The sequence below is a fragment of the Roseateles sp. genome, assembly GCF_031397715.1.
Lineage (GTDB): Bacteria > Pseudomonadota > Gammaproteobacteria > Burkholderiales > Burkholderiaceae_C > Paucibacter_A.
The window spans coordinates 33,655-57,178 of sequence record NZ_JANNMI010000454.1 but is presented as its reverse complement, the minus strand read 5'-3'; the positions used below and the strand labels follow the sequence as shown (position 1 = coordinate 57,178).

Annotated in this window: 20 protein-coding genes; 6 read left to right on the top strand and 14 right to left on the bottom strand. The window is 65.3% G+C overall.

The window, feature by feature from the left end; translation table 11 throughout:
- Together RMO57_RS20245 and RMO57_RS20240 are read right to left on the bottom strand one after the other, a co-directional pair.
- Positions 1–1,666 (bottom strand): putative bifunctional diguanylate cyclase/phosphodiesterase (locus RMO57_RS20245; protein WP_310389740.1); only part of this gene is annotated, 1,666 nt, incomplete at its 3' end.
- A gap of 29 nt (positions 1,667–1,695) precedes the next feature.
- Positions 1,696–2,976: an HD-GYP domain-containing protein gene (locus tag RMO57_RS20240; RefSeq protein ID WP_310389738.1), complete on the bottom strand. Its 1,281-nt coding sequence runs from the start codon at positions 2,974–2,976 to the stop codon at positions 1,696–1,698.
- Positions 2,977–3,266: 290 nt separating this feature from the next.
- Here RMO57_RS20240 and pcaF point away from each other — a divergent pair, with 290 nt between their 5' ends.
- The 3 genes from pcaF (at position 3,267) to RMO57_RS20225 (ending at position 5,699) form a co-directional block, all read left to right on the top strand.
- Entirely contained in the window at positions 3,267–4,472 is a 1,206-nt protein-coding gene (gene pcaF, locus RMO57_RS20235) for a 3-oxoadipyl-CoA thiolase (protein ID WP_310389736.1), read from the top strand.
- A gap of 67 nt (positions 4,473–4,539) precedes the next feature.
- Positions 4,540–4,743, top strand: coding sequence for a hypothetical protein (locus tag RMO57_RS20230; protein ID WP_310389734.1), 204 nt, complete (start codon positions 4,540–4,542; stop codon positions 4,741–4,743).
- Positions 4,744–4,853: 110 nt separating this feature from the next.
- The gene (locus RMO57_RS20225; RefSeq protein ID WP_310389732.1) at positions 4,854–5,699 is read left to right on the top strand and encodes an IclR family transcriptional regulator domain-containing protein; all 846 of its coding nucleotides are present in this window, start codon (positions 4,854–4,856) and stop codon (positions 5,697–5,699) included.
- Here RMO57_RS20225 and RMO57_RS20220 read toward each other — a convergent pair.
- Together RMO57_RS20220 and RMO57_RS20215 are read right to left on the bottom strand one after the other, a co-directional pair.
- Complete coding sequence (locus RMO57_RS20220; RefSeq protein ID WP_310389729.1) at positions 5,696–7,222, bottom strand: 3-hydroxyacyl-CoA dehydrogenase; 1,527 nt, start codon at positions 7,220–7,222, stop codon at positions 5,696–5,698. The genes RMO57_RS20225 and RMO57_RS20220 overlap by 4 nt on opposite strands.
- Complete coding sequence (locus RMO57_RS20215; RefSeq protein ID WP_310389727.1) at positions 7,219–8,004, bottom strand: enoyl-CoA hydratase-related protein; 786 nt, start codon at positions 8,002–8,004, stop codon at positions 7,219–7,221. Before RMO57_RS20215 ends, RMO57_RS20220 begins: the two co-directional genes overlap by 4 nt.
- An 82-nt stretch (positions 8,005–8,086) precedes the next feature.
- Between RMO57_RS20215 and RMO57_RS20210 the strand changes: the two genes are divergently transcribed.
- The 3 genes from RMO57_RS20210 to RMO57_RS20200 are packed head-to-tail and all read left to right on the top strand — an operon-like array spanning position 8,087 to position 13,765.
- Positions 8,087–9,787 carry an NAD(P)H-dependent oxidoreductase subunit E gene (locus RMO57_RS20210; RefSeq protein WP_310389726.1) on the top strand — a complete coding sequence of 567 codons (1,701 nt, stop codon included), beginning with the start codon at positions 8,087–8,089 and terminating at the stop codon, positions 9,785–9,787.
- On the top strand, positions 9,780–12,587 hold the full coding sequence (fdhF, locus tag RMO57_RS20205) for a formate dehydrogenase subunit alpha (protein WP_310389724.1): 2,808 nt from the start codon (positions 9,780–9,782) through the stop codon (positions 12,585–12,587). Before RMO57_RS20210 ends, fdhF begins: the two co-directional genes overlap by 8 nt.
- Entirely contained in the window at positions 12,587–13,765 is a 1,179-nt protein-coding gene (locus tag RMO57_RS20200) for a hypothetical protein (protein ID WP_310389723.1), read from the top strand. The genes fdhF and RMO57_RS20200 overlap by 1 nt, the downstream gene beginning before the upstream one ends.
- 125 nt (positions 13,766–13,890) lie before the next feature.
- On the opposite strand, the gene RMO57_RS20195 is transcribed toward RMO57_RS20200, so the two are convergent.
- The 10 genes from RMO57_RS20195 to RMO57_RS20150 form a co-directional block, all read right to left on the bottom strand.
- Positions 13,891–14,502 (bottom strand): PEP-CTERM sorting domain-containing protein, encoded by a 612-nt coding sequence (locus tag RMO57_RS20195; protein ID WP_310389721.1) that lies wholly within the window; start codon positions 14,500–14,502, stop codon positions 13,891–13,893.
- Between the two features lie 394 nt (positions 14,503–14,896).
- Positions 14,897–15,304 carry a PIN domain-containing protein gene (locus RMO57_RS20190; RefSeq protein WP_310389719.1) on the bottom strand — a complete coding sequence of 136 codons (408 nt, stop codon included), beginning with the start codon at positions 15,302–15,304 and terminating at the stop codon, positions 14,897–14,899.
- Complete coding sequence (locus tag RMO57_RS20185) at positions 15,288–15,509, bottom strand: ribbon-helix-helix protein, CopG family (RefSeq protein ID WP_310389717.1); 222 nt, start codon at positions 15,507–15,509, stop codon at positions 15,288–15,290. The genes RMO57_RS20190 and RMO57_RS20185 overlap by 17 nt, the downstream gene beginning before the upstream one ends.
- 9 nt (positions 15,510–15,518) lie before the next feature.
- The gene (locus tag RMO57_RS20180; RefSeq protein ID WP_310389715.1) at positions 15,519–16,127 is read right to left on the bottom strand and encodes a hypothetical protein; all 609 of its coding nucleotides are present in this window, start codon (positions 16,125–16,127) and stop codon (positions 15,519–15,521) included.
- 41 nt (positions 16,128–16,168) lie between these two features.
- A complete protein-coding gene (locus RMO57_RS20175) occupies positions 16,169–17,737 on the bottom strand; it encodes a vWA domain-containing protein (RefSeq protein WP_310389713.1) in 1,569 nt (522 codons plus the stop codon).
- Positions 17,734–18,963, bottom strand: a complete 1,230-nt coding sequence (locus RMO57_RS20170; protein WP_310389712.1) for a toxic anion resistance protein — start codon at positions 18,961–18,963, stop codon at positions 17,734–17,736. Before RMO57_RS20170 ends, RMO57_RS20175 begins: the two co-directional genes overlap by 4 nt.
- A gap of 22 nt (positions 18,964–18,985) precedes the next feature.
- On the bottom strand, positions 18,986–20,110 hold the full coding sequence (locus RMO57_RS20165) for a hypothetical protein (protein WP_310389710.1): 1,125 nt from the start codon (positions 20,108–20,110) through the stop codon (positions 18,986–18,988).
- A 105-nt stretch (positions 20,111–20,215) separates the two neighbouring features.
- The gene (locus RMO57_RS20160; protein WP_310389708.1) at positions 20,216–21,232 is read right to left on the bottom strand and encodes a tetratricopeptide repeat protein; all 1,017 of its coding nucleotides are present in this window, start codon (positions 21,230–21,232) and stop codon (positions 20,216–20,218) included.
- Between the two features lie 113 nt (positions 21,233–21,345).
- Positions 21,346–21,957, bottom strand: a complete 612-nt coding sequence (locus RMO57_RS20155) for a glutathione S-transferase (RefSeq protein ID WP_310389707.1) — start codon at positions 21,955–21,957, stop codon at positions 21,346–21,348.
- A 25-nt stretch (positions 21,958–21,982) separates the two neighbouring features.
- Positions 21,983–23,458 (bottom strand): oligopeptide:H+ symporter, encoded by a 1,476-nt coding sequence (locus RMO57_RS20150; protein WP_310389705.1) that lies wholly within the window; start codon positions 23,456–23,458, stop codon positions 21,983–21,985.
- Between the last annotated feature and the right edge of the window lie 66 nt (positions 23,459–23,524).

The window sequence follows — 23,524 nt, the reverse complement described above, 5'->3', positions numbered from 1 at the left end:
GCTCAAGCAGCTCGGGCGGCAGGCCCGAGGACTTCAACACCGCCGCCACCGTGTCGACAAACTGGCTCTGCTGGAACTGCAGCGCCGACACATTGACCGCCACCGGCATGGCCCGGCCCTGACGCGACCAGCTGGCCGCCTGCTCGACCGCCTGGCGCAGCACCCATTCGCCGATGGCGACGATAAAGCCGCTCTCCTCCGCCACCGGAATGAACTCGCCGGGCGAAATCTCGCCGCGCAGCGGGTCGCGCCAGCGGATCAAGGCCTCGGCGCCGATGACCCGGCCGCTGCCCAAGGCAATTTGCGGCTGATAGTGCAGGCGGAATTGGCCCTCTTGCAAGGCCTGCCGCATGGCATGGTCGAGGCGCATCCGTGACAGCAAGTCCACGTCCTTGCGCGGCAAATGGAAGTGGAAGGTGCCGCGGCCACTCTCCTTGACCCAATGCATGGCCCGCTCGGCGCTGGCCATCAACTCGTCGGCCGTGCCACCGTCGCCCGGAAACAGCGCAATGCCGGTGCTGCAGGTGACGGTGAAGCTGAGCGTATCGAAGCTGAACGGCCGGGACATCGCGTCCTGCACCCGGCGCGCCGCGTTTTCGGCGCCACGCGCATCGGCCTGGTGAATCAGCAAGGCGAACTCGTCGCCGCCCAGCCGCGCCACGGTATCCACCTCACGCAAGCAACTCTTCAGGCGCTCGGCCACCTCCTTCAACACCCGGTCACCGTAGGAATGCCCGAGGGTGTCATTGATTTGCTGAAACCGATCAAGGTCAACGCTGAGCAAGGCAAAGGGCACGCTTTCACGCCGGGCGACGGCCTGCGCGTAGTCGACCCGCTCGGCCAGTGCGCGCCGGTTCGGCAGGCCGGTCAACATATCGGAATGCGCCAATTCCTCGATGCGCTGGCTGGCGGCGAGTTTTTCACTCAGATCGCGGAAGGAATAGACCCGCCCGACCGCCCGGCCGCGGCTGAACTGCGGCAAGGACACGCGCTCCAGCACCCGGCCATCCGTCAACGCGATCACATCGCTGCTTTGCAGCAAGGGCGCGTCTTCGATCGCGCTCAGGCGCTGCGCATAGACCTTGCTGTCCAGCACGCTGCGGCGCATCCAGGTCTGCACCGCCTCGTCGTTGCGCTCCTGCAGCAAATCGGCGGGAATGCCCCACAGCGACGCAAAGCGCCGGTTGAATGAGCGCATGCGCCCGGCCAGGTCGGTGACCAAGATGCCGTCGGCCGTCGACTCCAGCGTCGCCTGCAACTCAGCCACCAAGGCCTCGCGCTCCTCCTCGCTCTGGCGCTGCCGACTCTGGTCGCGGATCACCACCAACCAATAGCCGCTCAAGCCCGCGCCCCCGAGCTGGACATTCGGGGCGATATAGCTGATGCGGCGGGTGACCCAGAGCATCTGCCCGTCGGCATGCCGCATCAGGGTGTCCGAATTCAAACTGGCCGCGGTACTGCCGGCCGCCTCCATCCAGAACACCGCGTCCTCGGGCGTGCTGACCAGCGACTCGACCGCCTGGCCGATCAACTGCTCAGGCCTCAGGCCCAGCATCTGGTGGGCCAGCTTGTTCACTGCCAGGATGCAGCGGCTCGCCCCATCAACCAACCATGCGCAGTCCAGCAGCCCGTCCAACAGGGCGGCATAGGGTTCGATGGGGGCCAATGGGGGCGCCAAATGCAGCCTGGGAACCGTCACGCCGCCAACTCCGACGCCATGCCCGCACCCACAGGCTCAAAGAAGTAAGCGACGCGTGCGCGCGGGCTTAAGTAGTCCATCGCCGCACGCGGCAATTGCTGCGCCTTGATGCTGCGGCGAATACCCAGGTCGGGCTGGGCTTCCAAACTGAGCACCAAGGCCTCCTCGCGCGGCACCTTGGGGTCGTGCACCATCACGCGGGGTTTGAGCGGCCGCGAGGAGTTGACGGACACCACCAGCGCATACCGGTCATCGGTCAGTTGCACCGCCGAACCCGGTGGGTAGACGCCCATCATGCGGATGAAGGCATTCAACATGGTGGCGTCGAAACGGTTGCGGCCCTGCGCGAACATCAGGGACAGCGCCTCGTGCGGCGTCATCGCCTTGGAGGCCAGCAAGGGATTGCACAGGCCGTCGAAGCGATTCACCAGCGCCACGATGCGGGCCCCGGCGCTCATCTTGTCCATATTGATGCGCTGCGGGAAACCGCTGCCGTCAGCGTTCTCGTGGTGCTGGGCAATGATCAGCAACGGGCCGGGCGAGAGGCCCATGCCTTGCGCAATCGCCACCCCTTTGGCGACATGCTGCTGGTACATCTGCACTTCCGGGCCGGTAAAACCGTCCTCACGGTGGCGCAGCCGCGCCACCACCGCCAACTTGCCCACATCATGCAGCAGCGCACCGACGCCGAGGTCGAGCATCTCGTCGCGGTTGAGGCCAAAAGCGCGCCCGAGCAGCAGCGAAATAATGGACACATTCAAGGCATGCGCGGTGCTGCGGTCACCCGCGCCCTCATTCAGCAGGCGAATATTCAAATCGCCCTCGATCAACATCTTGTCCAACAAGGCCGCTGCCAAGGCGGTGCTCTGTTCACGGCCGCTGCGCGGATCCTTGGGCACCAGCTCCATCACCGCTCGAAACGCGGCGGCCGCTTCGCTGTGTTGGCGCTCGCACAGCTGCAAGGCCGCCCGCTCCGCCGCCAACGCACGCCGATGCGACTCGCGGGCCAGCTCCTCACTGGAGACTGCCGACAAATCAAACGCCGCGACCGTCGGCAGCGGCAACGGCGTCGCATCCATCTGCAGCTCGCTCTTGCCCGGGCTCCACCGCACCTGACTCAAGCCCAGGCGGCGCAAGATCAGCAACTGCTCCTCGCTGGCGAGCTTGAAGCTGCTGAGCGGGAATGGATGAGCCATCCAGCCCAGATCCAGGTGGATAAACATCCCCACCTTCAACTGACTGACATCGATCAATGGATCGGCGCTAATGTCCTTCATATTTTTCCTACGCCTATTCGTTGAGGCGCCCTCGGGTCAAGCTTCGGCACGCGATGATTAAAACTTTAGTCGTTCAGCGAGTATTCGGTGCCTGAAGCTCCAATGGCAGAAATTCCCGTGCGAATTGTCACGCCCGCCAAAGCCCGCACAGCACAGTCGATTGGCACGCGTCGAGTCCGCCTGAATATGGCCCTAACGCTAGCCCGGCCCACTATATATAGTCACACAGCCAGCGCCCCGCTCCGCCTACTCGTTTACGTGCATAAATTCAGCCCCATCCAGGAAACCTCATGACCCAGCATGCCTATATTTGCGACGCCGTGCGCACCCCATTCGGGCGCTACGGTGGCGCCTTGTCCTCGGTGCGGGCGGACGACCTGGGTGCGATCCCGCTGCGCGCGCTGATGGCCCGCAACCCCGGCGTTGACTGGGAGGCCGTCAGCGACCTGCTTTACGGTTGCGCCAACCAGGCCGGCGAGGACAACCGCAACGTTGCGCGCATGTCGGCGCTGTTGGCCGGCCTGCCGATCGGCTTGCCCGGCGCCACCATCAACCGCTTGTGCGGGTCCGGCATGGACGCGATCGGCTCGGCCGCGCGTGCCATTCGCGCCGGCGAAGCGGGCCTGATGCTGGCCGGCGGGGTCGAGAGCATGAGCCGGGCCCCGTTTGTTAGCCCCAAAGCCGAAGCGGCCTTTTCGCGCAGCCAGGCGGTCTACGACACCACCATAGGCTGGCGCTTTGTCAACCCACTGATGAAGCAGCAATACGGCGTTGACTCGATGCCTGAAACGGCCGAAAACGTCGCCAGTGACTTTGCCATCAGCCGCGCCGACCAGGACCTGATGGCCTTGCGCAGCCAGATCAAGGCGGTGGCGGCGCAACAGGCCGGCTATTTCACGGCCGAGATCACCCCGGTGTTGATCGCGCAGAAAAAGGGCGAAGCAATCAGCGTCACACGCGACGAACATCCCCGCGAAACCAGCCTCGAGGCCCTGGCCAAGCTCAAACCCATCGTGCGCCCGGACGGCACGGTGACCGCGGGCAACGCTTCGGGCGTCAACGACGGCGCCTGCGCCCTGTTGCTGGCGAGCGAATCTGCGGCCGCGAAAAATGGCCTGACCCCACGCGCCAGAGTGGTCGGCATGGCCTGCGCCGGTGTGGCGCCGCGCATCATGGGCATCGGCCCGGCGCCGGCCAGCCAGCGCGTGCTGGCCATGACCGGTCTGAGCCTGGCGCAGATGGATGTGATCGAACTCAACGAGGCCTTTGCCGCCCAAGGTCTGGCCGTGTTGCGTCAGCTCGGGCTTGCCGACGACGACGCCCGCGTCAACCCCAACGGCGGCGCCATCGCGCTGGGTCATCCTCTGGGCGCCAGTGGTGCGCGCTTGGTCACCACCGCCGTCAATCAGCTGCAGCGCAGCGGCGGGCGTTATGCCTTGTGCACCATGTGCATCGGCGTCGGTCAGGGTATTGCCGTCATCATTGAACGGGTTTGAAGCGCGCCGCCAGCGATGACTAAAACGCACAAGCAAATGAGAATTGCTCCCGTTTAATCCAGACAGCATGACCGGCGGCTGGGCCTTCGCATGGCATACTCGTTTGGATTTTTTGGCGTACAGCGCCGATATATCAACGGAGATTCCACTAGAAAAGTTGCCGATCCAACGCTTCTATTGGCGCATCAGCAGCGCTCTGCCGCTTCATGGCGCCGGGGCTTTCTTTCAGAAATTGGACTTACGCAAAATTACCCCGATCCACTGGCCTTGAGCCCCGCGCATGGCCCAAGTGACGACTCCTTAAGCCTTGTCGCGGCGGGCAGGCTTGGGCAGGCTTGAACAATTTTGCGCAAGTCCTGAGAAGTACACGCTCTCCCGACCATGTCAGCTGCCCGCAATTTCGATGACCTTGACTACCCCGTCGCCGGCGGTGATGCAGCCGCATCGGCAGGGACTCAACAGACCGCCGCCGGCCCGCTCAAACGCGACCTCGTCGCCGGGCTTGAAAAAGGCCTGGCCGTGATTGAAGCCTTTGACCAAGAGCGCCCGCGGCTGACCATCAGCGAAGTTGCCGTGCGCACCGGCCTGACGCGTGCGGCCGCCCGGCGTTACTTGCTGACCTTGTCGCACCTGGGCTTCGTCACCCATGACCGCAAGATGTTCGCGCTGACGCCGCGGGTTCTGCGGCTGGGGCAGAGCTATATGCATTCGGCCAGATTGCCGCGCATCGTCGAGCCCGAACTGCACAAGCTGGCCTTTGCCTTGAAGGAAGCCAGCTCGGCCGGCGTGCTGGACGGCAACGATGTGATCTGCATCGCCGCCACCAACTCGGGCCGCCTGGTGTCGCCCGCCTTGCAGCCGGGCCTGCGCGTGCCGGCCCATTGTTCAGGCACGGGCCGGGTTATGTTGGCGGCCCTGCCGCCGCTCGAACTCGCGGCCTGGATTGGCCGCCAGCAACTCACCGCGCTGACGCCAAACACCATCACGCAGCCCGAGCGCCTGAACAACGAAATCGCGCGTGCCCGCGTGCTCGGCTATGCCTGCATTGATCAAGAGCTGCAACTCGGCCTGCGCACCGTCGCGGTACCGTTGAGAAACTATGGCGGCGAGGTGGTCGCCGCCATCAGCATCACCGCCCATGCTTCACGCATGAGCATGGATCAATTGCTTGAGCAATGCCTGCCCGCGCTGTTGCAGGCGCAAGCGCATCTGCGCATGCTGCTTTAAGTCGCCAAATCAGCCCAGCGCCGCTGCTGCAGCAAGGGGCTGACGCGGTAGCGCTCGCTGCGGTAGGCCAGGAACAAACCGTCCAGCAAGGCCACCACGGCCTCGGCACCGGCTTGGTTCAGCCATTCAAACGGCCCGGCCGGATAGTTGACGCCGAGCTTGCAGGCCAGGTCCGCCGCGGCCTCGTCGCAAACGCCCTGCCACACCGCATCGCAGCCCTCGTTGACCAGCATGGCGACCGTCCGCGCGACCGCCAGCCCGGGCACATCGCGCAGGCGCAAGGGCTGCCAGCCCAGGGCCAGCCACACATCCTCAACCGCCGCCATGCCCGCCGCGCTGACACGGGGCGCAAAGCTCAGCGCCAAGGCATCGATGCGGTCGGGCGCCAGCGGCCAGTCCATCACGGCCGTTTCCGGATGCTGCCATTCGGCCGCCAACTGCGCCGCCGTGACACCGCGACTCAGATGCACATGAACATGGCCGATCACCAAGCCATTCCAGTCGGCCGACTCCCCGCGCGTGAAGGCCAGGCCTTTCAGCGTCAAGCAAGCAGCCAACCGATCGGCCAGCGCGCCGCGCCCGACCACGCCAATCGGCGCCAGCTCGTCACTCGGCTCAGCCAGCGCCGGCACCGGCTCGGGCAAGCCGATATAAAACCCCTTGCCCGTTTTGCGACCCAGCCGCCCGCCGTCGACCAGGTCCTTCTGCACCAGTGAGGGGCTGTAGCGCTTGTCGCCAAAATTGGCCTCGAAGACCGACTGCGTGACCAGAAAATTGGTGTCATGGCCGATCAGGTCCATCAGCTCGCACGGACCCATGCGAAAGCCCGCAGCGCGCAAGGCGCGGTCAATTTGCGCCGCGCTGCCGGCCTGCTCCTGCAACAAGGCCAGCGCCTCGGCGTAAAAAGGCCGGGCGATGCGGTTGACGATAAAGCCCGGCGTCGACCTGGCATGCACCGGCGTCTTGCCCCAGCGCCGCGCCAGGGCCTCGATCACTGCCGCCACGTCGGCCTGGGTTTCGGCACCCGAAACCACCTCGACCAGCTTCATCAGCGGCACCGGGTTGAAGAAATGCATGCCGACCAGGCGGCCCGGGTTGGCCATACCATTGGCCAGCGCGGTCACGCTGATCGACGAGGTATTGCTGGCGATGATGGCGCTCGCGGACAGCAGCGCGTCCAGCTCGCGCAACAGCGCCTGCTTCGGCTCCAGTTTCTCGACGATGACCTCGATCACCAGGGCCGCGTCCTTCAAGTCGGCCAAGCTTGTAGCGGGCTGAATTCGCGCCAGCAGCGCCGCGCGCTCCTGAGCAGCCATCCTGCCCTTGGCCACCAACCCGTCCAGCGCCTTGGCCGTCTGGGCAATCGCCGCCGCCGCCGCGCCCTCGCGCAAATCCAACAGCAGCACCGCATGACCGGCCTGCGCGGCCACCTGGGCGATGCCCGCCCCCATGATGCCGGCGCCGACCACGCCAATCAGCGCCGGCGCGGCGGCCGCTACCGCCCATTCAGCCGATCCGGTCATAGCGGACTCCAAGCCGCCGGACGCTTGGCCACAAAGGCGGCAAAGCCTTCGCGCGCCTCGTCGCTGCTGCGCACGCGCGCGATCGTCTGCGCCGTCAACTCCCGCACCGGCTCGGTCACCGGGCCGACCTGCAGCTGCGCGAACAGCGCCTTGATCTCGGCCTGCGCCCGCGGGCCGCCGGCCAGCAAGTCGCTGACCCAGCGATCGATGGCCGCGTCCAATTCGGCCGGCGCCACCACCTGGTGCAGCAGGCCGATCTGCAAGGCCTCGCCCGCACCGATACGGTTGGCCGTTAGCGCCAGGCGCCGCGCCTGCCGCGTGCCGACCGCGTTGACCACATAGGGGCCGATGACAGCCGGCAGAATGCCGAATCTGGCCTCGCTGACGGCGAACTTGGCCTCGCTGCTGGCGACCGCGATATCACAGGCGCAGGCCAGGCCGACGCCACCGCCCAGGGCCAGGCCGTGGATGCGCGCCAACGTCGGTTTGGGGCATTCGGCCAGTTGCTGCAGCAGCGCGGCGAAACGCCGGGCGTCGGCCAGATTGGCGGCTTCGGAGGCGGCTGCCGCGCGGCGCATCCAGTCAATATCGGCGCCGGCGCTGAAGGCCTTGCCGGCGCCGGCCAGCACGATCACGCGCACGCCGGGGTCGGCGCGGCAATGCTGAACCGCCTGGGTCAACTCCGCGATCATCAGTTCATTGAAGGCGTTGAACACCTCCGGCCGCGTCATGGTGATGTGGGCCGCGCCGCGCGCGTCGACCGCAATCGTCAATGTCTCCATGTCTGAAACTCCTTGTAATCTACTCAGTATCGCAGCGCCTTTCCTTGCTGATGGTCGTCAATTCACCCGGCACAATGCCGCCATGCAAGCCGTTATCCCCATCCACAGCGAAGCCTCTCGCCGCCCCGCCAAAGGCGGCGGCCTGCGGGGCCGCCAAGCCAGCCCTGCTGCCATTGGAGCGGTGCGCGATTTACTGGGAAACCAGCCGCACCGGCGCGACTTGTTGATCGAACATCTGCACCGCATCCAAGACGCGCAGGGCCATCTGAGCGTCGACATGCTGGCCGCGCTGGCCGAGGAGATGCGGCTCTCGCAGGCCGAGGTGCATGAGGTGGCGAGTTTTTATCACCATTTCGACATCGTCTATGAGGGCGGCGAAGCACCGCCCGCGCTGACCGTGCGCGTCTGCAACTCGCTCAGCTGCGCCATCGCCGGCAGCGCCGCCTTGAACGCCGAGCTGCGCACCCGGCTGGCCGCACAGAGCGGCGTGCGCGTGATCGAGGTGCCCTGCGTGGGCCGCTGCGAGCAGGCGCCGGTGGCTGTCATCGGCCAACGCCCGCTGGGCCACGCCACCGCGAGCGCGACCTTGCAACTGCTGCAGCAAGGTTTGACCCAGGATATTCGCCCGCAGCACCGGCCGCTGGCCGACTATCTGGCGCAAGGTGGCTACCGCGTGCTTGACGAGTTATTGAGCGGTGCGCGCACCGTTGACGAGACCATCCACACGCTCAGCGCCTCCGGCCTGCGGGGCTTGGGCGGCGCCGGCTTTCCGCTCGGGCGCAAATGGTCCATCGTGCGTGCGCAGCCGGCACCCCGGCTGATGGCCGTCAATATCGACGAGGGTGAGCCCGGCACTTTCAAGGACCGCTACTACCTGGAGCGCGAACCGCAGCTGTTTCTAGAGGGCATGTTGATCGCCGCGCATTGCGTCGGCGCCGAGGCCATTTATGTCTATCTGCGCGACGAATACCATGCGCTGCGGCAAGTTTTGAGCAAAGAGATTGCCGCGCTGCAAGCGGCGCGCAGCGGCCTGCCGCTGATTGAGCTGCGGCGCGGCGCCGGCGCCTATATCTGCGGTGAAGAGTCGGCGATGATCGAATCGATCGAAGGCAAACGCGGCTGGCCGCGCCAGCGCCCGCCCTATGTGGCCGAGCGCGGCCTGTTTGGGCGCCCCACCCTGCAACACAATATCGAGTCGCTGCATTGGGTGCGGGTCATCCTGGAGCGCGGTGCTGACTGGTTCGCAAAGCAAGGCCGCAATGGCCGTAAGGGGCTGCGCTCGTTCTCCTTGTCGGGTCGGGTCAACCAACCCGGCGTCTACCTAGCACCTGCCGGCATCACCGCGCAGGAGTTGATCGATGAATACGGTGGCGGTATGTTGACTGGCCATCGGCTGTATGGTTACTTCCCCGGGGGAGCTTCGGGCGGCATGCTGCCGGCCAGCCATGCGAATGCGCCATTGGACTTCGACACCTTGCAGGTGCATGAATGCTTTATCGGCTCGGCGGCGGTGATCGTGTTCTCAGACCAAGACAGCGCGCGAGCCCTGGCGCTGAACGCGATGGAGTTCTTCGAGCACGAGAGCTGCGGCCAATGCGTGCCTTGCCGCGAAGGCACGCAACGCGCCGTCGAGTTGATGCGTCAGCCGGTCTGGGACCATGCGCTGCTGGAGGATCTGGCGACGGTGATGGCCGACGCCTCGATCTGCGGCCTCGGCCAAGCCGCGCCCAATCCCTTGCGCTGTGCGATGCGCTATTTCCCGCAAGAGTTCGTGAATGGATGAGATAACGTTCAAAATAGACGGCCATGAGATACAGGCTCAAGCCGGCGAGACGATTCTGAGCGCCGCCCGGCGCCGCGGCCTGAGCATCCCGACGCTGTGCCACCAAGACGGCCTCAAGCCGGCCGGCAACTGCCGCGCCTGCGTGGTCGAGATCAGCGGCGAACGCGCCTTGGCCGCCTCATGCTGCCGCCAGCCACGCGAGGGCATGGCGGTCAGCCTGAACAGTCCCCGCGTACAGCGCAGCCAGCGCCTGGTGTTGGAGCTGCTGGCCGCCAAGGCGCCGGATCTAGCCCACACGCTGAACTCCGAACTGACGCAATGGTGCGAGGCCATGGGCGTCGGCCAGCCGCGCTTCACGCGGCCAGCGCCGCCGCCGCCCGACCGCAGCCACCCCGCCATCAGCGTGCAACTCGATGCCTGCATCCAATGCATGCGCTGTGTGCGCGCCTGCCGCGACGAACAGGTCAATGATGTGCTGGGTGTGGCCGGCTGGGGCGCGGCCACCCGCATCAGCTTCGACGCCGACGAGGCGCTGGGCCAGAGCTCCTGCGTCGCCTGCGGCGAATGCGTGCAAGCCTGCCCGACGGGGGCGTTGACGCCGGCCAATGGCGCCGCGCTACAGGCCGCCGATGCGATCGTTGATTCGGTCTGCCCCTATTGCGGCGTCGGCTGCCAGCTCAGCTACCGGGTCAAGGGCAACAAGGTGCTCGAAGCGATCGGCCGCGATGGGCCGGCCAACCAAGGTCGCCTGTGCGTCAAGGGCCGCTATGGCTTCGACTATGTGAGCAGCGATCAGCGTCTGACCACGCCCTTGATCCGCCGCGAAGGCGTGGCCAAAGACCCCGCCGACATAGGCAGGGTTCGGCGCGGTGAGTTGGCCTTGAGCGCGCTGTTCCGCGAAGCGAGCTGGGACGAGGCGCTGGACTTCGCCGCCGCCGGCTTGCGCCAATTGCGCGACAGCCATGCCGTCGGCGCGGCCCGCCCGCTGGCCGGCTTCGGCTCCGCCAAGGGCAGCAACGAAGAAGCCTATCTGTTCCAAAAGCTCATTCGCCAAGGCTTTCAGACCAATAACGTCGACCATTGCACCCGCCTGTGCCATGCCAGCTCGGTCGCCGCACTGCTGGAAGGCCTGGGCTCCGGTTCGGTCAGCAACCCGGTGCTGGATGCGCAGCACGCCGAGCTCATCTTGCTGATTGGCGCCAACCCCAGCGCCAACCATCCCGTCGCCGCCTCCTTCATCAAGAACGCTGTGAAGGCCGGTGCCACGCTGATCGTCGCCGACCCACGGCGCGCACCGATGGCGCGTTTCGCCACCCACCACCTGGCCTTCCGCCCCGACACCGATGTGGCGCTGCTGAACGCTCTGCTGCATGTGATCATTGCCGAGGGCCTGACCGACCCCGACTTCGTTGCCGCTCGGGTCAACGGTTATGAGGCCTTGAAAGCTGCAGTGGCCGAGTGCACGCCCGAACGCATGAGCGAGATCTGCGGCATTGAGCCCGACCTGCTGCGCGCTGTGGCGCGGCGTTATGCCGGCGCAAAAAGCGCGATGATTTTCTGGGGCATGGGTATCAGCCAGCATGTGCATGGCACCGACAACGCGCGCTGCCTGATCGCGCTCGCGATGATCACCGGCCAGATCGGCCGACCCGGCTGCGGCCTGCATCCGCTGCGTGGCCAGAACAATGTGCAGGGCGCCTCGGACGCCGGCCTGATCCCGATGATGCTGCCCAATTACCAGCGTGTCGCGGTCCTTGAGGTGCGCGAGCATTTCGAGGCGCTGTGGGCCTCGCCGCTGGATGCGCAAGCCGGCCTGACTGTGGTGGAGATCATCCACGCCGCCTATGCAGGCCGCATCAAGGGCATGTTCATCGAGGGCGAGAACCCGGCCATGTCCGACCCCGACCTTGACCATGCGCGTGCGGCCTTAGCAAGACTGCAGCATCTGGTCGTGCAAGACATCTTCGCCACCGAAACCGCGCTGCTGGCGGACGTGATTCTGCCGGCCTCGGCGCAGCTGGAGAAATGGGGCAGCTACACCAACACCGACCGGCTGATTCAGCTGGGGCGCCCAGCCTTGCAGCCGCCGGGTCAGGCGCGCCAAGACCTGTGGATCATCGAGCAATTGGCGCGCCGCATCGGCCTGGGCTGGCACTACTGGCAGGCCGCGGACGGCGCAGGTCACCTGGCGGCCGAGGCACCGACCGCTCGCGTGTTTGAAGAAATGCGCGCGGTGATGGCGCCGCTGGCCGGCGTGCCTTGGGCGCGCCTGCGGCGTGAAGAAGCGGTGGTGACGCCGGCCCCGCTTGAGGGTGAACCCGGCCACGCCATCCTCTTCGAGCAGAGTTTTCCGACACCGAGCGGCCGTGCGCAGCTGGTGCCGGCCAGCTTCATGCCCGGCCCCGAGCAGCCCGACCTCGACTACCCGCTGGTGCTCGGCACCGGTCGCGTGCTGGAGCATTGGCATACCGGCGCGATGACCCGCCGTGCCGAGGTGCTGGACGCCTTGTCGCCCGAGCCCTTGCTGAGCATGCATGCCGAGGACGCCGCCGCGCTGCGTCTGCATGAGGGCCAGCCCATCCGCATGGCCTCGCGTCACGGCGAGCTGCAGGCCCAGTTGCAAATCAGCCCCGAGGTGCGCCGGGGTCAGGTCTTCCTGCCCTTTTGTTATTGGGAAGCAGCGGCCAACGTTTTGACCGGCAGTGCGCTGGACCCGACGGGAAAAATTCCCGGCTTCAAGGTCACCGCCGTGCGCGTCAGCGCGGCCGGCAACCCATCATCGAAAGCCCTGAGCGAGTGATGCCCCAACACCGATCAAGTCTGACCCTGCTCGTCGCCTGCACCTTCGGCCTGCTCGGCTGCGCCGGTTCTCGCCACCATCAAGCGCCCTATGCACCGCGCCAGGATGCCTCGGCCGCCCAGCAGCGCGCCCTGGATCTGGCGGCACGCGGCTACCCAGGCGCCGCGCATCAGGCGGACCCAGCCGGCCAGCCACTCGCGACCGTGTCGCAGCAATGGGTCGTCAAGGGCGACCCGCTGCCGGTCACGCTGCTGACGCCCGTGGGCGGTTCCGCCAGCTTGCCCTTGTTGGTCTATTTGCCCGGCCTGGGCGAATCGGCCCAAGCCGGTGCACATTGGCGTTATGCCTGGGCCCGCGCAGGCTACGCCGTGCTGAGTTTTCAGGCGCTGGAGGGCGATGCCAACGCCTGGTCCTCGGCGCTGGCCCGGCAAGCCGACTTCAAGGCCTTGGCGCTGCAGCACAGCCAGGCGCCGCTGCTGACGGCCCGGCTGCGCATGCTGGAAGGCGTGCTCGCCGAGGCCAGATTGCGCGCCGCCAGCGGCGACGCCCCGTGGGCAAGAGTTGATCTGGACCGCCTCGCGGTGATCGGCTACGACCTGGGCGCCGCCACCGCAATGGTCTGGGGCGCCCGCCTGACGCCGATTGCCGCCGGTCAGGCGCGGGCGGTGATCATGCTGAGCCCAGCCGGCCTATCGCGCATGCAGGCCGAGCCATTGCTGGCGAGCATGCCGCCCCGGTTGCCGCTGCTGGCGATCAACTCGCGGCGCGCCGCCGACCTCACCGGCGTGCTCGACTCGGCCGCCGAGCGCACCCGCTTCTTTGATGCCGTGCCCGCCAATTCAAACAAATCCCTGCTGCTCTTGAACAGCCCCAGCCACGCCGCGCTGGCCGGCGCGGCCGGCATGGCGGAGTCCCCCAATGAGCCGGCCAGCCAGCGCGGCATCAAGGGTGCGGCAAGCCGAAGCAGCCATGGGCCGGGCCAACATCAGGCCGTCATGAGTGCCGCGCCGCCGCCTCTGCTGCTGGACAAGGGCAACCAGGAGGCCGGCGTCGCGATTGAGCACATCAGCATCGCATTTTTGAACCAACACCTGCGCGCCAACCCACAGGCGGCAAGCTGGCTGCAACAGTCCGCCGCGACCTGGCTGGCAGGTCTGGGCGACTGGCAGCAACGCTGACCCAACTACGGGGCACCGACGATGGTGGTAGCGGGCAAAAAGCAAGGGCGCTTCATCGAAGCGCCCTACCCACTCGCACCACCCTATTGACCGGCCTCAATGCAAGGCCGGCTCAGCACGGCAAATCAGTTCTGCTGGCGACGCCGCGCCATCAAGCCGACCGCCACCAGGCCGGCCAACAGCAAGGCGTAAGTTTGTGGCTCGGGCACCGCGCTGGTGACGCTGATATTGTCCAGCGAGCTGCCCAGTTGGTCGGACACACCGCTGGCGCGGAAGGACAGCTTGGTCGCGCCGGTGGCCACAAAGCTGGTGCTGAACGACTGCCAGTCATGCAGATTTGTATTGTTGCGGGCCGACGTCGTCAGCGAATTCCAGGTGCTGCCATCCAAGCTCCAGTCCAGCCCGTTGCTGGCTGCGTCGACCTTGATACGGTTGGCGTAGCTGAAGTTCAGCGTGTAACTTTGGCCGGCCGTTGTGGCCAGAACTTGGAACATGCTGCTATTGCCGGTGGTGTCCAGCTCGACGAAATTCGTGCCGTCCAGTGCGTCGCCGACGGCGTTCTTGCGCACTTCGATGCCTTTGGAAGCGCCAGTCCAGCCATTGATATTGCTGAAGATGTCCCAGCCCTCGCTGCGGCCGATCTTCACCTCTTCAAAACTACCGTTGGTGACCAGGTTGCCTGCGGCCGAGGCCAGCAAAGGAGCAGCGAGCAAAGCGGAGATGAGGATCTTCTTCATTGGGATTTCCTTGGTTGTGGTGAGGCTGCGGCGGGTATCGATTGCCGACAGCGTCATTCTTTCCGCCCGCCCTGCCTAGGGATACCCCTGAGTAAAGGGGTGCGGGCGGTCGCTCGTGACGCAGGTCACGGCTGCCCTGATATTCATAACAGCGTTGCCATGCCGGTGGCTCGTTGTTCGCGGGCAAGCTGCAGGCGCGGGGCTGCCGCCCGGCTCATGGCAATCGCGGCTTGACCGCGCCAAGCCGGCTGGCGGCGCTAGCGCTACCACAGCCGACGCCCCCGGACCACCTACACGGTCATCGCCCCTCTGGCCATGGGCAGCCCGCGCTTCCACTGGCTGGCCTATCTGGGCTCGCTGCTGCTGCTGCTGGCTTAAATGCTGGGTGCATCGGTCACGCGCAGCCCTTGGCTGGGGCTGTGATTCGCCGCGGAGCTTCGGCGATATAAGGCACGGCGACGCCCCGGCCGACTTGCGCGCCCTCGATCGGCTCGCTGGTCACCAACACCAGTTGGTTGACGGTGGCGGTGGCCCAGGTCAGCGCCCGCTGCGGGTCCAAGCCGGCATGCTCGCCGGCCAGCTTCAAGGCTTCATCGGCGATGGATTCGCTGATGGACAAACGTTCGAACGAGCGCAAAAACGCACGCGTGGCCTCTTGCAGCTTGGGCGGGCAGTGCCTCATCACCTCCAGCCAGGTGACCACGCTGATGGCCCGGTGCGTGCAGTTGTCCAGAGCCGCCGCCGCCTGCGGCTCGCCCTTCAGGTAATCGATCAGCAAAGCGGTATCAATCAGGGCGTTCATGGCGCAACCTCTTGACTTTGGTTTGAGCTGCGGGATTGACCTCCTTCCAGAGCCCAAACCCATCGCCATTGACCTCGGCATGGCCGGTGATGAAGTCACGCAGCGCGCGCCGCACCGCCTCGGCGCGCGAGATGCTCAACAGTTTGCACAGGCGATCAACCTCCTGCATCTGCGCGGTCGGTATGTCGATGATGGTGCGCGGCATGGCCTGAGCTCAAGTTTGCAAAAAATCGGGCCGGTTGAAGCGGGCGTGTAAAAACTCACCGTTCGCCAGCAGCGCCTTGGCGTCACTGCCGGCCACGTTGACCACCACCTCCTTCAACTTGGCGTCGAGCAAGGCCAGCTGCTCGCCCAGCAACTGCTTGGCGGTCTTGCCCTCGCTCAACAGATGGGTGGCGCGAAAGGCCGGCGGCAGCGCGACGTAATTGGCCAGCGTCTCGGGCAGATAGCTCAGCACCGTCTCGCGCACGGTAAATAAATCGTTACCGGCGCTGCTGCTCGCGAGCAGGCGCGGCAACACTTCGGCCACGGAGATGCGGATCGCATCCAGACTGCTGCGCATCTCATCCGCCAGATGCGGGCGCGCACGCGCCACCAAATCATCCAGCCGCGCCAGCGTTTGCTCCACCGTCAGGCTCTGCTCGATATGGCGCTCCAGCGCTGGCGGCCGGCGCCCCAGCAGCCAGCCGCCGACATAGAGCCCGGCCGTGATCAAGAACCAACCGCTGTCTATCACGCCGGCAAACAACAGTGCCGGCCCCAACAAGGCCAGCGCACAGCCGGCAATATTGGCGCTGCTGTAGAGGAACAGCAGTGCACGCATTTTCAAGCTCCTGTCCACGCGCCGGGCTCCGTCTCAGGCGCTCACTGGTAGCCGCGAATTTCGCGGAAGACCTGCGCCAGGCTGGCCTTGCGCGCGTCAAACTCGCGCCCGCCGGTGGCCGCCGCCAGCGCCTGCATCTGCTTGACATTGGCTTCGCCAAACAGGATCGGGAAGACCCGCGTCGGCGCGCCGGCGCCATGGCGCTGGCTGAACTCTTCAAAGCTGATGCCGGCGTTGTTCTCGCCGTCAGTCAGCAGCACGATGCTGACCAAGCGATCGGGATCGCGCTGCTGTTCTTCGCGGGCCAGGGCCTGCGCCGCAGCCAAGGCGGAAAAGATCGCCGTGCCACCGCGCGGTGACAGCGCATCGGCGCGGCTGCGGATGATGGCCCGCGCGGCTTCCAGATCACCGCCCTCAAAGCGCACCCACAGCGGCGCATCGACCTTGTCATCAAAGGCGATCAAGACCACCCGTTCGCGCGCCTGAAAGGCGGCGTAGCGGGCCGAGGCGGTGCTGGCGTCCGCACCGGCCAGCACCTTGAGCGCCTCGCGCATGGCGACAATCCGCTCGCCGCTCATCGAGCCGCTGATGTCCAGCACAAAGATCGACGTCGCCGGCCGCCGCCATGCGGCTTGGTAGTTAGCCAACACCGCATCGATCACCTCCAGGCGATTCGGGAATGACAGCTCCGCCACCGCCGCCATCGGTAAAGCGGCAGCCGGCTTCACCTCGGGGTTGGCCGGCCGCAAAAATGCAGCCGCCAGCGCATCGCGCTGGAAGGGCACGCCCTTGAGGGCGGCCACCAAGCTGTTGTAGGGCTCGCGCTTGTCGGCGTTCAACAGCATCAGCGGGTAGTCGGCCGAGATCATGCCGTCGCGCGGGTAGATCAGGCTGAGCCGGTCGGTCGGCGCCAGCCGCTCATTGGCGCGCAGGATCACGGCCTCGTAATTGATCATCGCGTCGAGGTCTTGCGGCGCCTTGACAAAGGCCTCGGCCAGCCAGCCCGAGCTGCCGGCGGTCAACTTCTGGCCGGACAAAAAGGCCTTGATCACGTCCGCCTTGACATCCGCTACGCCCAAATCTTCGCTCTTGCCGGCCGAGGCCGAGGCGACCGCAAACAGCGCGCTCATGCCCGTGTTGGAGCTGCTGGCATTGGTCATCGCATAGCGCAGCTGCTTGCTACCCGCGGCCGCGGCGATCTCGTTCCAGCCGGGCGGTTGGCTGTCCCAGCCCAGGCTTTTGAGCTTGGCCGGTTTGACGCCCAGCGCGATGCGCGAGTAGAAAAGCTTTTCGCGCGCCAGCGGTTTGCTGTTCAGCGCCAGGGCGGGGTAGGCGCCGTTGGCCGGCAGGATGGCATCGAACTGCTCGCCGGCATTGATGCGCTCGACGATCTCCAGCGTGCCCGCATAGCTGAGCTTGATCTCAACGCCGGCCGCTGCGGCTGCGGCCACGATGGGCGCTTCAAGGTCTTTCAGCTCGGAGCCCGCCAGGATGCTGAAGACCGGGCGGGCGGGCTTTGCCGGCGCTGCCTCATTGACCTCGCGCTTGCCACAGCCCAGCAGCGCCAGAGCGGCTATGGCGGCAAAAGCAGCAGCCGCCCAGCGCCTCACAGTCTGACCTCGCCCGGCGCCTGCAGCGCCGCAGCCGACGCTTGGCTGTGCGCGCGTTCCAGATAGCTCTTGCTCTTGGCGACCTCGTCGCTCAAGGTGTTGACGGTGGTCTGCATCGCGTCCAAGGCCTTGACCTTGAAGTCGCCGATCGCGTCCATGGTCAGGTAGATATTGGCGAATGCCTGCTGCAGCTTGGCGATCTCGATCGTGCCGGAGGCCGCTTGCTGGTGGATGGCGGCACTTTGATCGCGCAGCATCTCGCTGGTCGATGCGATCAAGTTGCCGGTGGTGGTGTTGAGCGCGCTGATCTGATCCAGCACCAGCTTTTGGTTGTTCAGCGCCTGCGCCACGATGACCGCCGTGCGCAGCGCCGAGACGGTGGTGGTGGTGGCCCGGTCGACGCCCTTCATCAGCTCCAGATTGTTCTTGCGGATCAGATCCAAGGCCAGATAACCCTGCACATTGACGGCCATCTGGGTCAGCAGGTCGGTGACCTTCTGGCGCGTGTAGAACAGCATTTCCTCACGCACCACGCGCGCCTTTTCGGGATCGCTGACGTCCAGCAGCCTGGCCTTGTTGTCGAGCTCGGTGTCGAGCTTCTTGCCGATATGCAGGTACTTCTCCAGCCGCTCCATCAACCCCCACAGATTGACCTTCTCCTGCTCGATCGCCACGTTGTCGCGCAGCAACTCGTCTTTGCCACGCTTGAGCGCCTCGATGATGGCGTTCAGATGGCCCTGCGAGGATTGGTAGCGGTCAAAGTAGTCGACCAGCTTATTGCCCAGCGGAATAAAACCCAGCAGCTTGCGGGCGCTGAACAAATCTCCCTGGCGCGATGGATCCAGCGACTCGACCGTGCGGCGCAGGTCGATCAGCGATTGGCCGATCTGCGCACCCTGGTCGAAGCCACCATTCTTCAGCGAGCCCAGCGGCCGCTCAAGCATGCGGTTAGACACCGAGGCCGAGGCCTCGATATCCTTGACGCCCATCGAATGGATACGCTCCAGCGCCTCTTTGAACTTGGGGTCTTGGCTGTCGTGTGTGCTGATGTCATCAATGAACTGCGCCACTTGGCTGTCCAGCTGCGTGACGTCGTCGGCTTTCAGCCGCACCTTGCCGCTGGCCGATTCGATCGCCATCGGCAAGACGGCGGCCGGCGCTTCGAGCGCGAAGGAATTCGGCGGTGCGAGCTCGGTGCTGCTGGTTTGGGGCGCGGAATTGCTCATGGGCTGACCTCGATCAATGGAATTACTTGAACTTGTTCTCGACGCCTTGAATCATGCGTTCGAGCCATTCGTGACTGGGTGGGTCAATCACATCGACCAGCACCTCGGGTGCCTTGATGCCGCGTTTGGCCCAAGCCTCGGGGCCTTTGACGTCACCGCCGGTGCGAAAGCCAAACTCATGCGCCAGTTCGCGCAGCTTGGGGTCGGTCTCTAACGCTTCACCCAAGCGCATGCCAGCGGGCGTGTAGGGCACCAGGACATGCTTGGAAAACACCGTCGGCTTCGGGTAGAGCAGCACCATCTCGCTCTTCAAGCGCTCGGGGTTCTTGAGCCAGAACTCGATCATCTGCGACTCGTAGGCCACCAGCAGCGGCGCCTTGCCCATGCCCAGCGCCAGATAGTCTTCAAACGGCCCGGCCGAGCTTTGCTCCTGAAAACCCTGGCGCAGAAACAGCGGCGCCACGGTCGGCATCACCTTGTCGACCTCCGCCGCGCTCTGCACAATCTGCTGCTCATTGGCCAGATAACTGGCCAGCGCCAGGTACATGGCGGCCGAATTCGAGGTGCGCACATCGGTCGAGTTGATCAGCACAGCCTTGCCGGTCGCGAAGGCTTCGCTCTTGCGCAAGTCGCGCCAACGCGCGCCCTTGTCGATCAAGGCGATCAAGGCCGGCAGGTCGACAACGTAGTAGAAATCACCCTGCTTGGCCGCGATGCCATTGGCCACCAAGATCTCGGCAATCGGCCGCCAACTGGCGAACACGATCGGCGTGTAGAAAGGGTTGTAGACGCTGGCCGCCTTGGCTGCGGCCTTGAGCTGCTGCGCGGCGGGTGCGCCGGACGGGAAGCCAAAGTCGTAAAGCTTGGGGTCAAAGCGCCCGGCGATTTCGCGCGAGCCGGCCTTCTCCACCACCACACTGATGCCGTGCACGGCGAGTGCTTTTTTCACCCGCGCGTCGGCAAAGAAGGCTTCTTTCTCGGAGCCGATCAAGCCGCGCAGCGCGACCTGCTGCGCCTGCTTGGCTTGCGCCGAGGCCTCGATGGCCTGTTGCGCGCCCAGGCGGGTGTTGGAGTACCAAATCCCGCCGCCGATGGCCGCGAACAAGACGGCGGCCAGCGTCGGGGCAACGAGTTTACGAAGGTCCAAGTAGCTGACTCCCATCTAGCCCCAATTCGGGATCCAACGATATCGTCATGTGATGACGTCAGCAAGTGAAGATCGATGAATTTTTTGTGACAGCGCCACTGCAACTCAGAGTTTGGCCAAACTCTTGCGTGCGCTTTCGACGTTATTGGGGTTGGTGTTTTTCTTCGCAATAAAGCGCTCGTAGGCGGCCTTGGCCTGCGCCTTGTCGCCCTTGGCCAGCAAGGCGTCGCCCATTCGGTGGTCGACGGGCAAGTCGTCCGCACCGTCGAGCGTTTTGGCGCGTTCGAACATGCGCACCGCCTCATCGCTCTGGCCCATTTCGGCATGCACGCGCGCCAAGCCATAGGTGCCGGCCGCTTGCGCGGGCTGCTCGCGCTGCAACTGCTCAAACAAGCTCCGGGCCTTGTTCAAGTCCTTCGCGTCCTTCAGATAATGGGTGGCGAGCTGCAGATAGGCACCGCGAGCTTCGTCCAGCAAAGTCGTGTCTTTGGCGGGCTTCAGCGCCAGCAGCTCGGTCTCCATCTCGGCCCACTTCTTGGCCTCGGCGGCGATGTGGATGCGAATGATGCGGGCCTGCTCGGGCTGACTGTTATGTACCGCCGCCTCCAGCTCACGCGCCTTGGCAACGCTGCCGCCCAACATGCCCGGCGCAAACAAATAGAGCTTGGCCAACTGGATGCGCGCCATTGCCATGTTCGGCTCCAGCTCCAGCGTGCGGATCAGCGCGGTCTTGATGTCGCCCAGCATCGAGGCCATCCTGAACATGCCGGCGCCACCCATCTGCACATTCAGGCTTTGCGCCGTGACCAGCTGGCACACCGCCACCGCTGGATGCTGCGCCACGCAAGCCTTGGCTTGGCTTGCGCCGGCCTCGACGCGCTTTTTGTCGCCGCTATCCAAAGACGTGAGCGCCAGCGACAAGGCTGCGCTGGCCTCGGCATCGGCCGGGCTGGCCTTCAGCCGCGTCTGCGCCAGTCGCTCCAGCTCGGCGAATTTGTTCGCGTCCGAGAGCGCGTCGAGTTCCTTGTCCTTGAAGATCGCGGCCTGGGCCGAGCCCAGCGCGGTCAGCAAGGTCAAAGTGGCCAGCCAGGCAAGTGAGCGGCGTTGGATTTGAGTTTTCATGGGCGCAAAGTGGGTGGAAGCGGTCAATGCCGGCGATTGTGCCGCCCGCTCAAACAGGCATCCAGCCGGCTGCGACGAGCTGCAGAATTGCCGGCCTGAGTTGCTTCGCCCGCTCAAGCGCCGCTGCGCAAAATCGCTTTTTTGTAGGCGGGCCGCGCCTCCAGCATCGCCACAAAACGGCGCAAGTTCGGGAAGGCCTCGGCCGGCGCGCCCTTGACGGCGATCTGCGCCACGAAGGAGAGTTGCACGTCGGCGCCGCTGAGCTGAACGCCGACAAAGTAATCCCGCCCTTCCAATTCGGCTTCCAGATAACCCAGATGATTTTGCAACTCGCTGCTGATGCGCGGCTGCAGCGCCAAGCCCCCCGCGCCCAAACGCCCGACATAGAGCTTGAGCATCAGCGGCAACATCGCCGAGCCCTCGGCATAGTGCAAGAACTGGCTGTAGCGGTTGTAGTCCGGGGTGCCGACGAGCGGCGCGAAGCGGCCGTTGCCATAGCGGCGCACCAGATACTCGATGATGGCGCCCGACTCGATCATCACCAGTCCGCCGTCGCGCAGCACCGGCGCCTTGCCCAGCGGGTGAATCGCCATCAGCTCGGGCGGCGCCAAGCGAGTCACCGCGTCGCGCTGGTAACTGATCACTTCGTAGGGCTGGCCCAACTCCTCCAACATCCAGGTGATGCGGCGTGAGCGGGATTCGTTCAGGTGGTGGATTTCGATCATGACAAGCTCCGTTTTGATAAATAAATTAGCTGCGCCCTGCAGTCTGCACGGGCGACAAAATCAGCCGCCGCAAAAACGGCACCAGCAGCGCCAGCACCACGCCCACCGCCACGCTGCCCGCGCCCAGCTGCGTGAACAGCGCGCTATAGGCCGGGTTGCTGATCAAGGCGGTGCCGTCGGCCGGTTGCGCCACCAGGCCGGAAAAATCGGCGGCGAACAGCGAAGCCAGACCGGTCACCAGCATCCAGCTGCCCATCATCACGCCCTGGTATTGGCGCGGCGCCAAGCGGCCGATCATCGCGTAACCGACCGGCGCGATCAGCAGCTCGCCCAGGCTTTGCAACACATAACTTGTGAATAGCCATTCGAAGCCGACTTGGCCCTGAGCGTCGGCGAGCGCGATGCCCAGCGGCAGCGCCAGAAAGCCCAAGCCCATCAGCACCAGTGAGGCGGCGAACTGCTGCGGAATGTCAACCGGCCAGCCACGTTCGCGCAGGCTGGCGAACCAGCCGGCCAGCAGCGGCCCGCCGATCACGATCACCAGCGTGTTGATGTTTTGCACCCATTGCGGCGCGATCACAACACCGAACAACTCCAGGCGCACATTGCCGACCGCAAACAGCTGCAGGCCGCTCGGCGCCATCTGGTAGAGCGACCAAAACACCAGCGAGCCCAAGGTCAGAATCAGATAGGCCCACATGCGCTTGCGCTCGGGCGCGTCGGGGTGTTTGACGGTGATGTAGACCAAGGCGGCCGCAACCAAGGCGCAAATCCCCTTGAGCATCAGGCCGGTGTCCTTGGGGTTCTGCAGCAGCAGCCACAGAATCGGCACCAGGCCCAGCAAGATCGCCACACCGACAGCAAAGCGCAGCCGAAACTGCGCCGGGCTGGCCAGCAGCAGCGGCGTGTCCAGGTCGGCCAAGGTCTTCCAGAACATCGCCGCCAGCACAATCGCCAGCACGCCGCCAACGGTGGCAAACATGAACAGGCCGCGGTAGTTCTCGCTCAGCTGGTAATGCCCGGCCATCGTGAAGCCGATGAAGAAGCCGATATTCATGCCGGCGTAGTTCCATAAAAAGGCGCCCTCGCGGCGACTGTCCTCGGGCGCGAAGCGCTGGGTCAGCATCATGTTCAAGCAGGTCACATTGAGGCCGCTGCCGACCAGGAACAGCGCCAGCCCCCTGTAAAGCAAGGCGCTGGTGCCGCCCGCAATCGAGGCGCAACCCAGCACTTGCAGCAGCATGCCGCCGACGAACAGGTTGCGGTTGCTGAGGAACCGCCCACCCAGATAGCCGCCGAACAAATGCAGGCCGTAATTGAAGGCGCCGAACACGCCCATCATCATCGCCGCCTGCTCGGCGCTGAAGGCCAGATGCTTGGTGGCGTACAGCACCAGGCTGGAATAGAGCACCGCATAGCCCAGCGTGGCGAACATCTGCACGAAGAACAAGGCGCCAGCGCCGGCCGGGATGCGGGCCAAAAAGTGGGTATGTGAAGACAAGATTGAATCCAGTAGAGGTGCGCGAGCCCAGCGTTACAAAAAGACCAAGTGCCGCATTTTCGCTGC